The sequence below is a fragment of the Microbacterium halophytorum genome, from assembly GCF_002970975.1.
Classification (GTDB): domain Bacteria; phylum Actinomycetota; class Actinomycetes; order Actinomycetales; family Microbacteriaceae; genus Microbacterium; species Microbacterium halophytorum.
Genome location: NZ_PNFA01000006.1, coordinates 232,169 through 247,750, shown reverse-complemented (window position 1 = coordinate 247,750; position 15,582 = coordinate 232,169). Strand labels below are relative to the sequence as shown.

The following is a 15,582-nucleotide window of genomic DNA, read 5'->3' as shown; positions in this document are numbered from 1 at the left end:
GCCGTGAACGGGCGGGTCAGCCCTCGAGGTTGTCCGAGCCGGCGACGTAGCCGATCTTCGTCCAGTCGGGCATCTGGAAGCCCCACGCGCCGTAGTTGGCGAGGTCCTCGTCCTGCACGAAGAAGTCGTACGACTGCCACAGCGGGACGGTGCCGGCGAGGTTCCACATCTCGGCGTCGGCCTGGTTCATCAGGTCGAGGCGCGTGTCCATGTCGGCCTCGACGGCGGCCTGCGCGAGCAGGTCGTCGACGGTCTCGTCGCCGACCTTGCCGAAGTTCTGCTCGCCGTCGGTGCGCCAGATCGTGTCGCCGCTGGCGAGGAACGGATTGCCCGCCCAGCCGAACAGCGTCATGTCGAAGTCGCCGGGGATGACGTACTTCGCGAACAGGTCCGTCGGCGGAACCTTGCGCTCCGTCACCGTGATGCCGATCTCGGCGAGGTTCTCCTGCACGATCGGCAGGACGGCCTCGTTCGTCTTCGACCCGTCGTTGTACGTGTAGTCGATCTCGAGCGGCTCACCCTCGAGCAGGAGGTTGCCGTCGCCGTCCCACTCGTAGCCGGCCTCCTCGAGGATCGCCCTCGCGCCCTCGATGTCGCCGTCGGCGGTGTCGCCTGCGTTGTCGATGTACCCGTCCTGGTTCGTCATCAGCAGGTGGTTGTTCTGCTGCACGACGTCATCCGGGTAAGGCATCGTGCCGTTCACCGCGAGGAACATCTCCTCGCGGTCGAAGGCCTTCTGGATCGCCTGGCGGATCGCGACGTCCTCGAGCTGGTTGCCCTCGGAGCCGTTCAGCGTGATGTGCGACCAGTTCGGGCCGGCCGCCTTGCGCAGGACGACGCCGTCGCCGATCATCGGCTCGACGACCGAGTACTGGGCGGGGACGCTGGCGTCGAGGACGTCGAGCTGGCCGTTCTGGAACGAGGCGGCCGACGCGGCAGGGTCCTCGATCGTCGTGAAGAGCACCTGGTCGAGGAGCGCGGGGTCGCCCCACCAGTTCTCGTCGGGCTCGAGCAGGACGGTCTTGTTCTTCGCGTCGAGCTCCTTGACCTTGTACGGGCCAGCGGTCACGGCCGGCTCGTCGAGGAAGGACGTGTTGAACGCATCGGCCGACTCGACGAGCGAGTCGGGGGCGACGGCGGCGAGGCCGCGCCAGTCGGCGTACGGCTCCGAGAAGGTCACGCGGGCGGTGAGCTCGTTGTCGCCCTGCTCGATCTTCTCGACCTGGTCGTAGCCGCCCGAGGAGGCGATGCCGTAGCCCTCCTGCGAGCCGTCCATCACCTTGAAGACGTTCTCGATCGAGGTGTAGTCGATCGGCGTGCCGTCCGACCAGGTCATGCCCTCGTTCAGCTCGATCTCGATGACCTGCGGGTCCTCCGAGATCAGCTCGAGCCGCTTCGTGTACTGCGGGTTCGGAACCACCTCGCCCTCGGCGGTGTACAGGTACAGCGTCGGGTAGATCGCGTTCAGGATCTGGGTCGTGTTGACCTCGTTGCCGTCGGAGTGCAGGCCGTTCCAGTTCGCGGGATACGCGTTGTTCGCCAGGCGGAGCGTGCCGCCCTGTCCGAGCTCGCTGACGTCCATCTCGTTGATGTCGTTCGCGCTGGCCTCGATCGCCTCGTTCTCGCCGCTCCCCTCGCCGTCACCCCCGCCGTCGGGTGCCTGCGAGCAGCTGGCCAGGGCCAGCGCGCCGACGGCCAGGGCCGTCGCTCCCCATGCGGTGCGCCGCGTGAGCTTCATGTGAATCTCCTTCGATTGCAGGTGCCGAGATCTTCGTGCAACCCAGGCACCTGGTGGTGCCGAACGCGGAGGCCGGAATCGGCCGCCGCGGAGTGTGTTCAGTGTAGGAATTCCGTCGTTTCCGGCAGGTGACGGCCGCGCCGAGCGTTACTGCTTCGCAACGCGCCGGGCATCAGCCCTCCTCCTCTTCGAGCGCCGCCCCCTCGAACGCCGCCGCGTCGACGGCGATGCGGCGGCGCTGGCGTGCGATCTCCGGGTCGGGGATCGGGACGGCAGCGAGCAGCTCCCTGCTGTACGGGTGCTGCGGGTTCTCGAACACGGCGTCGGTGTCGCCGAGCTCGACGAGCTTGCCCTGCTTCATCACCGCGATCCGGTCCGAGATCTGCCGCACGACCGAGAGGTCATGCGAGACGAACAGGAAGCTCACGCCGAGCCGCTTGCGCAGGTCGGCGAGCATCGCAAGCACGCCCGCCTGCACCGTGACGTCGAGCGCGCTCGTCGGCTCGTCTAGCACGATCAGCTTCGGCTCGCACGCGAGCGCGCGGGCGACGCCGACGCGCTGGCGCTGCCCGCCTGAGAACTCCGCGGGGAACCGGGCGGCGTGCTCCGGCAGCAGCCCTACCGCCTCGAGGAGCCAGTCGACGCGCTCGTCCATGCGCTTCGCGTCGTATCCCTGCACCCGCATGGGTTCGCGCAGGATGTCGCCGATCGGCATGCGGGGGTCGAGCGCCGCCATCGGGTCCTGGAACACGATCGACACGTCGCTGCGCAGGCCACGGCGCTGGGCGCGCGTGAGCTTCGCGGTGTCCTGGCCGCCGATCCGGATCGAGCCGGCCTGCGGCGGGCGCAGCTGCATGATCTCGAGCAGCGTCGTCGTCTTGCCGCTGCCCGACTCACCCACGAGCGCGAGGCACTCCCCCTCGCGGATGTCGAACGTCACGCCGTCGACCGCCCGCTGCTCGCCGACGCGGCGGCGCACGATCGCGCCCTTCGTGATCGGGAAGATCCGCTCGAGGCCCTCGACCTCGAGCACCGGCTTCCTCTCGTCGCGCGGCGGCAGATCGGCGCTCTCGGCGATCTTCGCGACCTCGCGGAGGGCCGCACCTGCCAGGCTCTTCGACGCGTGCTCCGCGTCCTGATCGACCCTGGGCACGGCGGCGAGAAGGCCCTGCGTGTAGGCCTCCTGCGGGCGGTAGAAGATGTCGTCGACCGAACCGGTCTCGACCATGCGGGAATCCTTCATCACGAGCACGCGGTCGGCGAAGCCGGCGACGACGCCCATATCGTGCGTGATCAGGACGGTCGCGGCGCCGATCATCTCCTGTGCCGACTTGAGCAGGTCCATGACCTGCGCCTGGATCGTCACGTCGAGCGCCGTGGTCGGCTCGTCGGCGATGATCAGCTCGGGCTCGTTCGCGATGGCCATCGCGATCATCGCCCGCTGGCGCATGCCGCCCGAGAACTCGTGCGGGTACTGCTTCGCACGCCGGGCCGGCTCGGGGATGCCGACGGCGTCGAGCAGCTCGACGGCGCGCTTGTCCGCCTTCGCCTGCGAAACGCCGGGGTGGTGGATGCGCACGACCTCGGCGATCTGCTTGCCGACCGCGAACACGGGCGTGAGAGCCGACAGCGGGTCCTGGAACACCATCGAGATGGCGTTGCCCCGCAGCTTCGACAGCTGCGCGTCGTTCAGCGCGAACATGTCGTTGCCGAGCATTCGGATGCTGCCGGACACGCTCGCGGTACCAGGCAGCAGGCCCATGACGGCGAGCGACGAGACCGACTTGCCCGAGCCCGACTCGCCGACGATCGCGAGCGCCTCGCCCTTTCGCACCTCGTACGAGAGGTTCTGCACCGCCTCGACGGTGCCGAACTCGGAGGGGAACGTGACGCTGAGGTCGTCGACGGAGAGAACGATGTCTGACATTTCTGCGCCCCTCACAGCTTGCTCGCGCCGCTGGTCGGATCGAGGGCATCGCGGAGCGCTTCGCCCATGAGGTTGATGGAGACGACGAGCGCGGCGAGGACCGCCGCGGGCGGGATCCAGGTGTAGGGGGCGGCGATGTTGTAGTCCTGCAGCACCGTGCCGAGCGACACCTGCGGGTACTGGATGCCGAAGCCGATGAACGACAGGCCCGTCTCGCCGAGGATCGCGACGCTGACCCCGAGGGTCGTGTCGATGATGATCCAACTCGCGATGTTCGGGATGATGTGGCGCACCATGGTCACGAGCGGGTTCACCCCCATGAACTTCGCGGCCTCGACGTACTCGGTGCGCACGAGCTGCTGCGTCATGGCCCGCAGCACGCGGGCCGTGATCATCCAGGCGAACAGCGACAGCATCGGGATCATCCACAGCCACGACGCCTGCTGCAGCACGGGGCTGAACAGCATCAGCAGCAGCAGCGACGGAACCACGAGGAACAGGTTGATCAGGTTGACGAGCGCGCCGTCGGCGAACGCGCCCCACTTGCCCTTGCCGCTGACGTAGCCGGCCGTGATGCCGACCACCACCGCGAGCACCGCCGTCAGCAGCGCCGTGCCGATGCCGATGATGATCGAGATCCGCAGGCCCTGCATCGTGCGGGCGAAGATGTCGAGGCCGTTCTCGTTGACGCCGAACCAGTGGTAGGCGCTCGGCCCCGTGAGCGCGTTCGCGAGGTCGCGCTCGAACGGGCCGTACTGGTAGATCATCGGCGCGACGATCGCGACGACGACGAGCAGCGCGAACAGGATCATGCCGGCCCACGCGCCCTTGCTGCGCAGGAAGCGGCGGCGCAGCAGCTGGCCGCGGCTCAGGGTGCCCGCCTCGACGAGCCTCTTCTCGACGGTCGTGCCGCCCCGGGTGTGCGTGTCGCTCATCCGGATCACCTCACCCTCGGGTCGAGCGCGCCCTGCAGGATGTCCGCCAGGGTGGCGGAGAGCAGGGTCAGCACGGCGGTGTACAGGACGACGCCGACGGTTCCGTTGACGTCGGCGAGGGAGATCGACGAGATCGCGAATCGGCCGATGCCCTGCCAGTTGAACATCAGCTCGACGAAGAGCGAGCCCGAGAACGCGGCCCCGACCGCGAAAGCGAAGTACTGCCCCATCGGGATCAGCGCCATCCGGAGCCCGTGCCGGTTCATCGCGCGGCGGCGCGTGAGGCCTTTCGCCCTCGCGGTGCGGAGGTAGTCGCTGCCGAGCACGTCGAGAGTCGTGACCTTCATGTACCGCGAGTACGACGCGGCGGCCGTGACGGCGATGACGATCGTCGGCATCACGAGGGCCTTGATCTGGTACGAGATCGCCTCCCACGAACCCGGCTCGAGCAACGGGTTGATCGGGTTGATCGCCGGCAGACCCCACCCCGTGAGGTCCATGAACCCCTGGTTGATCTGCTGCACGATCAGGATGATCACGGGCGTCGGCAGCGCGAGGATGACGAAGGCGCCGAGCGTTGTGAGGCGGTCGTCCCACGAGCCGCGGCGCACGGCCGAGACCATGCCGATGAGGACGCCGAGCGCCGTGCCGATGACGGTGCCGATCACGACGAGGCGGAGACTGATCGGGATGCGGTTCGCGAGCTCCTCCGTGACGGGCACCATCGACTTGTTGGTTCCCGTCGTGACCCCGAGGTCGCCGCGCAGCAGGCCGCCGAGCCAGTTGGCGTAGCGCTGGAAGAGCGGGGTGTCGGGGTTGACGTTGCGCACGTCGAGGTACTGCTGGGCCGTCGCCGCTGGCACTGGTTCCGTCGCCATCGGCGGGTAGAGGACCGCTTCCGGGTGCATGAGGCCTGCGGCGAGCAGGTAGGCGAAGCTCGTGGCGACGAAGGCCAGGATCGCGTAGGTGAGAACCCGCAGCGAGATGAACCTAAGCACGGCGGCTCCATACCGGCCTATCGGGCACCCGTGTGATCGTCATATGGGTCTGCGTCCTCCTCGAAGAATCCGGCAGCGTCGCCGGCACGTCTCGAATACGGTAACCGCCGGTCTGACCGGTTGCGAACCCGACTCGGCCTCGCAACGACGTTATGCTCAGAACGTGACCATCCTGCACTGGATCGTGCTCGCACTCTGCGCCGCGGCCGCGATCGTCGCGAGCGACATGCTCGGGCACCGCGGTGTCAGGCCGTGGCCGGTGGGGCTCCTGACGATCGCCCTCGTCGTGCTCGCAGGCGTCTTCTACAGCCCCTGGCTGGCCGCGGCGGGCCTGGGCTTCGGCACGGGTCTGCTGATCCTGGCGGTCGGTTCGCTCGCCAGGACGTTCTTGAAGCACCGCAGCCGCCGCAGGTCCGAGCGGGGTGTGAACGACCCCTCCGGCGACGCCCGCCGCTGACAGAAACGCGCCAGGACACGCGACACGTCCTCTTCCGGCCAACGCCCGGTATCGGCCATCCGGCCCCGTTCCCAGGGGGTTCCCACCCCGTTCGCCCGGCGTTCGCCCTCGGTTCCCGACCGGCCCACGGGGCCACCGCCGCGGTCGCAGAAGACGCGCCGAACTTCGCCCCGATGGCGCGTCATCCGCGACCGCGGCGGGGTGCCGATGCGGGTGCGGGCGGGTACCGGGGCGCGGCGTCAGGCGTCGTAGAAGAGGCGCTCGAAGGCGTAGCGGGCGCGGCGGGACGTGCGGGCCCAGTCCTCCTCGAGCTCCATCGCCGAGCCGGCATCGTAGTCGAGGATGCGCGCGATCGCATCGAGCTCCCCTGCGTCCGTCGGCAGGACGTCGCTCGAGCGCCCCGTCAGCAGTGTGTTGGCCGACCGCAGACGGGTCGCCAGGAGCCACGCCTCGCGGAACCGCACGGCGGCGTCGTCGTCGACGAGACCGTCCGCCTCGGCGGCGGCCAGGGCCCCGAGCGTCGACGTCGTGCGCATCCCCTCCACGCGGTGGGCGTGCTGGAGCTGCAGGAGCTGCACGAGCCACTCCACGTCGCTGAGGGCCCCCGGCCCGAGCTTGAGGTGCCGCTTCGGGTCGACGCCCTGCGGCAGCCGCTCCCCCTCGACGCGCGCCTTGATGAGCCGGATCTCGCGCAGTCCCTGCTCCGACGGCTCCTCCGGATAGCGCACCTCGTCGGCCATCTCCATGAACGCATCGATCAGCTTCGCGGAGCCGGCGATGCCGCGGGCGCGCAGGAGCGCCTGCGCCTCCCACGACAGGGACCAGCGCGAGTAGTACGCCCGGTACGCCTCCAGGCTGCGCACGATCGGGCCCTTCTTGCCCTCCGGGCGCAGCTCGGCGTCGAGCTCGAGCGGAACGCGCGCGTCCTCGACGACTCGGCGGAACTCCGCCACGATCCTCTCGGCGAGCTTCTGGGCGCGCTGCGGGTCGACCGCCTCCGGCCGGTAGACGTACAGGATGTCGGCGTCGCTGCCGAAGCCGACCTCGGCTCCCCCGAGGCGCCCCATGCCGATGATCGCGAAGTCCAACGACTCGTCCTCCTCGGGCACGACCTCGCGGACGACGGCGCGCAGGGTCGCTTGGATCGTCGCCTCCGTGATCGCCGTGAGGGCGGCCGAGAGCTCGGGCATCGTGATGACGCCGAGCATCGACGCCATCGCCGCGCGCAGCAGTTCGCGACGGCGCATCGCGCGCACCGCCTTCATCGCCGACTCGATCGTGGCGTGCCGCGCCTGGATCGCCCGCGCCTCGCCGTCGATCTGCGCCGCCGTGCGCGGCCGGAGCTTCTGGTCGCTCTCGAGCCACGCGACGGACTCGGGGATCATGTCCATCAGGTCGCACACGAAGCGGGAGCCTGAGAGCAGCTTGGTCAGCTTCTCGGCCGCCCCCGCGGCGTCGCGGAGCACGCGCAGGAACCACGACGTGCTCCCCACCGACTCGCTGAGCTTGCGGAACGTCAGCAGGCCGTAGTCGGGGTCGGCGCCGTCGGCGAACCAGCGGAGCATGACGGGCGCGATGTGGCGCAGGATCTGCGCCTTGCGGCTGATGCCCTGCGTGAGCGCCTGCAGGTGCCGCAGCGACCCGTCGGGGTCGCGGAAGCCGATCGCCGCGAGCCTCGCCCTCGCCGACGTGGGCGAGAGCCGCACCTCGTCGTCGCCGAGCGCCGCGACCGCACCGAGGAGCGGGCGGTAGAAGATGCGCACGTGGATGTCGCGCACATCGCGGCGCACCCGCGCCCACTCGGCGGTGAGCTCGCCCGCGGAGCCGAACCCGGATGCCCTGGCCAGCACCCTGCGGCCGTCGTCGTCCGCGGGCATCAGGTGGGTGCGGCTGAGCCCCTGCATCTGCAGCCGGTGCTCCCAGAGCCGCAGCACCCTGTAGTCGGCCGCGAACGCCGCGGCGTCGTCGCGGCTGATGTACGCCTGGTCCGCCAGCGCGTCGAGCGCCTCGAGGGTGCCCCGCTGCCGGATCGCGTCGTCCATTCGGCCGTGCACGAGCTGGAGCAGCTGCACCGCGAACTCGATATCGCGCAGGCCGCCGCTGCCGAGCTTCAGCTGCCGGTCCGCTTCGTCCTGCGGGATGTGCTCCTCGACGCGCTGGCGCATCCGCTGCACTCCGCTGACGAAGCCGTCGCGGCCCGAGCTCTCCCACACGTGCGGCCAGACCGCCGCGATGTACGCCTCCCCGAGCGCCGCGTCCCCCGCGAGCGGGCGTGCCTTGAGCAGCGCCTGGAACTCCCAGTTCTCCGCCCAGCGGTCGTAATAGGCGACGTGCGAGGCGAGGGTGCGCACGAGGGCACCCTTCTTGCCCTCCGGCCGGAGGTTCGCATCGACCTCCCACAGCGGCGGTTCGGTCTCGAAGCCGGAGATGCCCCGGATGGTCTGCCGCGCGAGCCGCGTGGCGATGTCGAGCATCCGCGACTCGGCGATGTCGGCGCCCTCGGCGGCGTCCGCCACGAAGATCACATCGACGTCGCTGACGTAGTTCAGCTCGCGGGCCCCGGTCTTCCCCATGCCGATGACCGACAGCTGCGTCGCTTCGACGTCGGCCTGCGGGAAGCGCCCCGCGCCGCCCGTCCCCGACACGAGCTGCGCGCGCGCGACCGCGAGCGAGGCCTCGACCGCCGCCGCCGCGAGGTCGCTCAGCGCGAGCGAGACGTCGGCGACGACGGCGAGCGGTTCCTCCGCCAGCAGGTCGAAGGCCGCGATGCGCGCGAGCTGCTCGCGGTACGCGACGCGCAGCGCCACCCATGCGGACTCGTCACAGGTACCGGCGAAACCGGCGGGGGCTCCGCCGACGGCGCGCGTCAGGGCGGCCGCCATCTCATCCGGCGTCGGCAGGGCGACGCCCGCGCCGATGAGCACTTCGAGGCTCGCAGGGCGGCGCACGAAGAACTCGCCGAAGCCGCGCGAAGCGCCCAGCAGCCGCCACGCCGTCGCGCCCACCCGCTCGTCGGCCAGCACCGCCGCGACGCCGGGGGCGTCGGCGCGGGCGATCCTGTTCAGCGAGCGGAGGGCCTCGTTCGGGTCGGCGGCCCCGACGCTCGCCTCGACGATCGCATCGCGATCGGTGCCGGTGAGCTCGGCGAGCTCGTCGAGCTCACCGAGGACCTCGGCGATGCGGGTGAAGCCGAGCCGGATGAGGCCCGTGTGCGCCTCGATCCGGTCCCTGGAGACCATGCGGGGCGCCTCAGACGATGTTCATCTGCGTGTTCAGCTCGAACGGCGTGATCTGGTGGCGATAGCGCTGGAACTCCTCGCGCTTGTTCGCCAGCACGTAGCTGAACACCGTCTCGCCGAGGGTCTCGGCGACGAGCTCCGAGTCCTCCATCGCGGCGACGGACTCGTCGAGCGATGTCGGGAGCGCCTTGTAGCCGAGCGCCCTGCGCTCGCGCTCGTTCAGCGCCCACACGTTGTCCGCAGCCTCGGCCGGGAGCTCGTAGCCCTCCTGGATGCCCTTTAGACCGGCGGCCAGCATGAGCGCGTACGCGAGATACGGGTTGGCGGCCGAGTCGATGCCTCGGTGCTCGATGCGCGCCGAGCTGCCCTTGCCCGGCTTGTAGCGGGGCACGCGCACGAGCGCCGAGCGGTTCGTGTGGCCCCACGTGACGTAGCTGGGCGCCTCGTCGCCGCCCCACAGCCGCTTGTACGAGTTGGTGAACTGGTTCGTCACCCCCGCGATCTCGCGGGCGTGCGTCAGCAGGCCCGCGACGAACTGGCGGCCGACCTGCGAGAGCTGGTACTCGGCGCCCTCCTCGTAGAACGCGTTGCCGTCGCCCTCGAAGAGCGACATGTGGGTGTGCATGCCGGAGCCCGGCTGGTCGGCGAACGGCTTCGGCATGAACGTCGCGTGCACGCCCTGCTCGATCGCGACCTCCTTCACGACCGTGCGGAAGGTCATGATGTTGTCGGCCATCGTGAGCGCATCCGCGTAGCGCAGGTCGATCTCGTTCTGGCCGGGGCCGCCCTCGTGGTGGGAGTACTCGACCGAGATGCCGAGGTCTTCGAGCATGCGCACCGCGCTGCGGCGGAAGTCGTGGGCCGTGCCGCCCGGAACGTTGTCGAAGTAGCCGGCCGAGTCGACGGGAACGGGGCCCTCCTGGCCGAACTGCCGCGACTTCAGGAGGTAGAACTCGATCTCGGGGTGGATGTAGAAGCTGAAACCGGCATCGGCGGCGTTCTCGAGCGAACGCTTCAGCACATTGCGCGGGTCGGAGACGGCCGGCTGCCCGTCGGGCGTGCGGATCTCGCAGAACATGCCGGCAGCGGGGTCGATCGTGCCGCGCCATGGCAGTACCTGGAACGTCGACGGCTCCGGATGCGCCAGGAGGTCGGACTCGTGCGAGCGGGTGAGGCCCTCGATGGCGGAGCCGTCGAAGCCGATGCCCTCGCTGAACGCGCCCTCCACCTCGGCCGGGGCGATCGAGACCGATTTGAGCGTGCCGATCACGTCGGTGAACCACAGGCGCACGAACTTGACGCCGCGCTCCTCGATCGTGCGGAGCACGAAGTCCATCTGCTTGTCCATCGAAATGTCCTCTCGGGGCGTCGCGGGGCAACTCCGCAAGTCTCCCGTCGGCCCGCCGGAATCCCGAGCAGGCTCGGCCGAGACTTGTCGACTCACGTCAGCCTATGCCACCCCAGGTTTCCGCGACGTTACGCGGTGGCGTGCGTTCGTCAGGCGCCGCGCTCCTCTTCGTCCTCGGCTTCCCACGCCCTCGCGCGCTCGGCGACGATCTCGGGGGCGCGCGCGGCCTCCGCCTCCGTGTCGAACGGGCCGATGCGGTGCACGGCCGGCGACAGCCGACCGAACTCCACCTTCTCGGTCCGGATGTTGAACCAGTACTTCTCGCCCGTGAGCTCCGACCGCTTGTCCTCAGCCATGCCGCCAGCGTATGCCACCGCGCGTCCGGATACCGCCTCAGCGGCGCCGGGCGATCCGGATGACGACGAGGGCGGCCAGCGCACCCCAGGTCAGCACCGGCGCGAGCCACGGGCCGATGGTCATCGCCGGGGTGAGGCCCTCGCGAAGCTCGACGGTGTCGACCATCGCGCCGGCCTCGCCCGCCTCGACGCGGTCGAGCGCCGCGCCGTCGGAGGCGATGATCTCGCTGACGCCGACCGTCGACAGGTTCACGACCGTGCGCCCCGTCTCGATCGCCCGCATCCGTGCGAAGGCGAGCTGCTGCACGCTCTCGTCGCTGTCGCGGAAGTCGGCGTTGTTCGTCTGCAGCATGTACACCTGCGCGCCGTCCGTCGCGCCCTCGCGGACGAGCGAATCGCTGATCACGTCGAAGCAGATCGCGAGGCCGATGCGGGCCCCGGCGACCTCGAACAGCGGCGCATCGGTCCCGGGGGTGTACTCCCGCTGCAGCATGCCGATCAGCGACGGCACGATCCGCTCGAAGATCTCGCGGTTGGGCACGTACTCTCCGAAGGGCACGGGGTGGCGCTTCGCGTGGGTCTGCGTCGGCCCGCCGTCTTCCCACACCATCGACGTGTTGTAGATATCGTCGGCGCCGACCGCGACGGCGGCGTTCGCGATCAGCGGTGCGCCGTAGAGCTCGGTCGCCGCGTCGAGCACGGCGGCCGCCTGCGGGTCGTTCATCGGGTCGCCGCCGATGCCGCCCTCCGGCCAGAGCGCGACGTCGACGTCTGCGTCGGCGACGGGCCCGGACGCGTCCAGCTGAGCGCGCGCCGGATCGAGGTACTCGCGATCGTCGAAGTAGGCGGTCGGCCCGTTCCCCTGCACGGCGCCCACCGTGATCGTGCCGACGACGGCCGTCGGGAACTGGGGCGCGGCGACGAGCAGCACGAGCAGTGCCGCGAACGGCACGGGGACGAGCGCCCAGCGCGCGGGCGGCAACCCGCCGCGCCGCGCCCGCGCATAGGTGCGCACGGCCTCGATGCCCATGGCGCACAGCCACACCATCAGGAACGTCAGGCCCGCGACGCCGACCCAGGAGACGACGGGGGCGATCGGCGATTCCGACTGGCTCATGCCGACGCGCCCCCAGGCGAAGCCGCCGTAGGGCCACGAGCCCATGATCTGCTCGCGCAGGGTCCACAGCCCCGCGACGAGCGTCGGTACCGCGATTGTGCGGGCCCGGCCGCCCCAGCCGTCCGTGAACCGGTAGCCGAGGGTGATCAGCACGGCGCCGAGCCCCATGAACACCGCCTCGACGCCCGCCAGGGCGACCCACGGCACCCAGCGCAGCGGGTCGTCGCCGAGGAACCCGCGCATCCAGTCGATGTGCGGGTAGTAGAAGCAGACGCCGAAGGCGAGGCCGACGAGCACGGCGCTCCACGCCCTGCGCCCGATCAGAGCCACGAGCTGCGCCGTCACGGCGAGGAAGGCGAGCGGCCAGGCCCCGACGCCGGGGAAGGAGAGGTCGAAGGCGAGGCCGCCGGCCGCGGCGATCGCCACGGCCGCCCACAGCGGCAGCGGCGGTCGGCGCCACAGCTCGCGCGCGGCGGCGCGGCTCTCCCGGCGGGTGCGGCTCGCGCTCCCGGCAGGCCGACTCACCAGCGGCCCCAGCGGGCGTTCAGCACAGCGAGCGCGGCGGGCCCCGCAGTGGAGGTGCGCAGTACGGTCTCCCCCAGCCGAACGGCGCGGGCCCCCGCGGCCTCGAGTCGGGCGATCTCTTCGTCTGCGATGCCGCCCTCCGGGCCCACGACGAGGGTCACCTCGCCGGACGACGGCAGCTCGGCCGCCGTCAGGGAGGTGCTCGCCCACGGATCGAGCAGGAGCATGCCGCCCGCGGCCGCGCGGGCGGCCAGCTGCGTCGTCGTGACCGGCTCTGCGACTTCCGGGACCCACGCCCGATGCGCCTGCTTCGCGGCCTCGCGCACGATCGCCGCCCAGCGTTCGCGCCCCTTGACGAGCTTCTTACCCTCCCAGCGCGAGACGCTCCGTGCGGCCTGCCACGGCACGACTTCGTCGACCCCCAGCTCGGTCGCGGCCTGCACCGCCATCTCGTCGCGGTCGCCCTTCGCGAGCGCCTGCACGAGGACGAGGCGCGGCTCGGCCGCCCGACGATCCTCTCGCGAGGCGACCCGGATGACGACGCTCGCCGCATCGCTCGCCTCGACCTCGCCGGTGGCCCAGGCCCCGCGCCCGTCCGTGACCGTGACCCGCTCGCCCGCTCGCACGCGCCTCACGGCGGCGGCGTGGTGCGCCTCCGCCCCCGTCAGCTCGACCGTGCCGCCCGGCACGGCGGCTCCCGCCGCGTCGGAGACGAAGTGCAGCGCCACGTCAGGCCCGGAACTTGTCGCGCAGCTTCGAGAACAGGCCCTGGTGGTGCTCGGCGAGCTTCGGGCCCTCCGCCTTCTGACGGCCGGCGAACTCCTCGATCAGCTGGCGCTGCTTGTGGTCGAGCTTCGTCGGCGTGACGACCCGCACGGCGACGCGCAGGTCGCCGCGGTTCTTCGAGCGCAGGCCCGTGATGCCCCGGCCGGCGATCTTCAGCTCGTCGCCCGACTGCACACCGGGGCGGATCTCCAGGTCGACACTACCGTCGAGGCCATCGATCGACGTGGTCGCGCCCAGGATCGCGTCGGTCATCGCGACGTCCAGCGTCGCGAGCAGGTCGTCGCCCTCGCGGCTGAACGACGGGTGCGGCTCGACCTCGACCTGCAGGTAGAGGTCGCCGTTCGGGCCGCCGCCCTCGCCCACCTCACCGGAACCGGGCATCTGCAGCCGCAGGCCCGACTCGACGCCGGCGGGGATGTCCACCGCGACGGTCCGGCGCGAGCGCACGCGGCCGTGGCCCGCGCACGTCACGCACGGCGAGGGGATCGTCGTGCCGTACCCGCGGCACGAGCCGCACGGCTGGGTCGTGACCATGTTGCCGAGGAGGCTGCGCACCTGCGTGCGCACGTGGCCGGATCCGCCGCAGACGTCGCAGCGCTCGGGGCTCGTTCCCGGCTGGCAGCACGAGCCGTTGCACGTCTCGCACAGCACGGCAGTATCGATCTCGATGTCGCGGTGGGCGCCGAACACGACGTCGCCGAGCCCCAGCTTGACGTGGACGAGCGCGTCCTCACCGCGCTCGCGGCGCTCGCGCGGGCGACCGCCGCCGCCCCCGCCTCCGCCGCCGAAGAACGTCTCGAAGATGTCGCCGAAGCCGCCGAAACCGCCACCACCGCCGAACGGGTTCTCGTCGCCGCCCATGTCGTAGCGGCGGCGCTGGTCGGCATCGCTCAGCACGTCGTAGGCGTGCGTGACGTCCTTGAACTGCTCTGCCGCCTCCGGGCTCGGGTTGACATCCGGGTGCAGCTTGCGCGCCAGCTTGCGGTACGCCTTCTTGATCTCCTCGTCGCTCGCGTCGCGGGAAACGCCGAGAACCTCGTAGTGGTCAGCCACCAGTCACCTTTCCTCAGCCCGGTCGGGGCTCAGTCCTGCTTCGTCGTCGGCGCCCTGTCAGCGCCTGCCGTCCTCTTCCAGCACCCGGCTGAGGTACCGCGCGACGGCCCGCGCGGCCCCGAGGGTGCTGGGGTAGTCCATCCGGGTCGGGCCCATCACGCCGACGCGCGCCGACCCGACCTGCGCATCGTACGTGCTCGTCACGATCGACGCCTCGCCGAGCCCGAACGCGTCGTTCTCGCGACCGATCGAGGCGGCGAGGCCCTCGTCGTCGATCTCCATCTCCGACATCAGCCGCAGCAGCGTGACCTGCTCCTCGATCGCCTCGAGCAGCGGGTGGATGCTGCCGCGGAAGTCCTGCTCGCGCTTCGCGAGCGTTGCGGCGCCCGCCATCACCAGGCGGTTCTGGCGGAACTCCTCGAGCTCCTCGCCGATCACGCCGGCCAGCACCTCGAGGCTCGGGGCGAGGCGATCGCCGGGTTCCTGCGCCCGCAGGGCCGCGATCCGATCGGCGCCCTCGCGTGCCGAGCGACCGGCCACGAGCGTGCCGAGCTGGGCGCGCAGCTGCGCGACGTCCTCCTCGTCGAGGTCATCGGGCACGGTCGCGAGCCGCTGCGAGACGCGCCCGGTGTCGGTCACGACGATCACGAGCATCCGGCGCGCCTCGAGCACGACGAGCTCGATGTGCGTGACGGTGGCGCGGGCGAACGAGGGGTACTGCACGAGCGCGACCTGGCCGGTCAGCTGGGTCAGCAGGCGCACCGTGCGGGCCAGCAGGTCGTCGAGGTCGTGGGGGTCGGCGAGGAACGTCGTGATCGCGGAGCGCTGCGCCGCCGAGAGCGGCCGGATCTCGGCGAGGTGGTCGACGAACAGGCGGTACCCCTTGTCGGTCGGCACCCGGCCGGACGACGTGTGGGGCGCAGCGATCAGGTCCTCCTCCTCGAGGATCGCCATGTCGTTCCGGATCGTCGCGGCCGAGACGTCGAACGCGTGCCGGTCGACGAGCGACTTGCTGCCGACGGGCTCGTGCGTGTCGACGTAGTCCTGCACGATCGCGCGGAGGACCTGAAGACCTCTTTCGGAGACCATCACCCCTCCTCACC

At 70.8% G+C, this 15,582-nt stretch carries 12 protein-coding genes; 1 reads left to right on the top strand and 11 read right to left on the bottom strand.

Going from position 1 to position 15,582, the window contains the following annotated elements; all coding sequences use genetic code 11:
- Positions 1–16 precede the first annotated feature (16 nt).
- The 4 genes from C0010_RS08260 to C0010_RS08245 form a co-directional block, all read right to left on the bottom strand.
- Positions 17–1,738 (bottom strand): ABC transporter family substrate-binding protein, encoded by a 1,722-nt coding sequence (locus C0010_RS08260; protein WP_105566581.1) that lies wholly within the window; start codon positions 1,736–1,738, stop codon positions 17–19.
- A 172-nt stretch (positions 1,739–1,910) separates the two neighbouring features.
- On the bottom strand, positions 1,911–3,665 hold the full coding sequence (locus C0010_RS08255) for an ABC transporter ATP-binding protein (protein ID WP_105566580.1): 1,755 nt from the start codon (positions 3,663–3,665) through the stop codon (positions 1,911–1,913).
- Positions 3,666–3,676: 11 nt separating this feature from the next.
- The gene (locus C0010_RS08250; RefSeq protein ID WP_105566630.1) at positions 3,677–4,600 is read right to left on the bottom strand and encodes an ABC transporter permease; all 924 of its coding nucleotides are present in this window, start codon (positions 4,598–4,600) and stop codon (positions 3,677–3,679) included.
- Positions 4,601–4,605: 5 nt separating this feature from the next.
- On the bottom strand, positions 4,606–5,598 hold the full coding sequence (locus C0010_RS08245) for an ABC transporter permease (protein WP_232531833.1): 993 nt from the start codon (positions 5,596–5,598) through the stop codon (positions 4,606–4,608).
- A 163-nt stretch (positions 5,599–5,761) separates the two neighbouring features.
- Here C0010_RS08245 and C0010_RS08240 point away from each other — a divergent pair, with 163 nt between their 5' ends.
- Complete coding sequence (locus tag C0010_RS08240; protein WP_105566579.1) at positions 5,762–6,055, top strand: hypothetical protein; 294 nt, start codon at positions 5,762–5,764, stop codon at positions 6,053–6,055.
- Between the two features lie 239 nt (positions 6,056–6,294).
- Here C0010_RS08240 and C0010_RS08235 read toward each other — a convergent pair whose 3' ends face one another.
- The 7 genes from C0010_RS08235 to hrcA form a co-directional block, all read right to left on the bottom strand.
- The gene (locus C0010_RS08235; RefSeq protein ID WP_105566578.1) at positions 6,295–9,294 is read right to left on the bottom strand and encodes a bifunctional [glutamine synthetase] adenylyltransferase/[glutamine synthetase]-adenylyl-L-tyrosine phosphorylase; all 3,000 of its coding nucleotides are present in this window, start codon (positions 9,292–9,294) and stop codon (positions 6,295–6,297) included.
- Between the two features lie 10 nt (positions 9,295–9,304).
- A complete protein-coding gene (locus tag C0010_RS08230; protein ID WP_105566577.1) occupies positions 9,305–10,642 on the bottom strand; it encodes a glutamine synthetase family protein in 1,338 nt (445 codons plus the stop codon).
- A gap of 149 nt (positions 10,643–10,791) precedes the next feature.
- The gene (locus C0010_RS08225) at positions 10,792–10,998 is read right to left on the bottom strand and encodes a hypothetical protein (RefSeq protein WP_105566576.1); all 207 of its coding nucleotides are present in this window, start codon (positions 10,996–10,998) and stop codon (positions 10,792–10,794) included.
- Positions 10,999–11,035: 37 nt separating this feature from the next.
- Entirely contained in the window at positions 11,036–12,640 is a 1,605-nt protein-coding gene (gene lnt, locus C0010_RS08220) for an apolipoprotein N-acyltransferase (RefSeq protein ID WP_232531832.1), read from the bottom strand.
- Entirely contained in the window at positions 12,637–13,368 is a 732-nt protein-coding gene (locus C0010_RS08215) for a 16S rRNA (uracil(1498)-N(3))-methyltransferase (RefSeq protein WP_105566575.1), read from the bottom strand. Before C0010_RS08215 ends, lnt begins: the two co-directional genes overlap by 4 nt.
- 1 nt (position 13,369) lies before the next feature.
- Positions 13,370–14,479: a molecular chaperone DnaJ gene (gene dnaJ / locus C0010_RS08210; protein ID WP_105566574.1), complete on the bottom strand. Its 1,110-nt coding sequence runs from the start codon at positions 14,477–14,479 to the stop codon at positions 13,370–13,372.
- Between the two features lie 57 nt (positions 14,480–14,536).
- Positions 14,537–15,568, bottom strand: a complete 1,032-nt coding sequence (gene hrcA, locus C0010_RS08205) for a heat-inducible transcriptional repressor HrcA (protein WP_105566573.1) — start codon at positions 15,566–15,568, stop codon at positions 14,537–14,539.
- Positions 15,569–15,582 lie beyond the last annotated feature (14 nt).

Bases quoted from the DNA above. Each gene is read 5' to 3' on its own strand.
- C0010_RS08235 (WP_105566578.1), bottom strand. From the start codon at position 9,294: ATGGTCTCCAGGGACCGGATCGAGGCGCACACGGGCCTCATCCGGCTC.
- C0010_RS08260 (WP_105566581.1), bottom strand. From the start codon at position 1,738: ATGAAGCTCACGCGGCGCACCGCATGGGGAGCGACGGCCCTGGCCGTC.
- C0010_RS08230 (WP_105566577.1), bottom strand. From the start codon at position 10,642: ATGGACAAGCAGATGGACTTCGTGCTCCGCACGATCGAGGAGCGCGGC.
- C0010_RS08250 (WP_105566630.1), bottom strand. From the start codon at position 4,600: ATGAGCGACACGCACACCCGGGGCGGCACGACCGTCGAGAAGAGGCTC.
- C0010_RS08255 (WP_105566580.1), bottom strand. From the start codon at position 3,665: ATGTCAGACATCGTTCTCTCCGTCGACGACCTCAGCGTCACGTTCCCC.
- C0010_RS08225 (WP_105566576.1), bottom strand. From the start codon at position 10,998: ATGGCTGAGGACAAGCGGTCGGAGCTCACGGGCGAGAAGTACTGGTTC.
- hrcA (WP_105566573.1), bottom strand. From the start codon at position 15,568: ATGGTCTCCGAAAGAGGTCTTCAGGTCCTCCGCGCGATCGTGCAGGAC.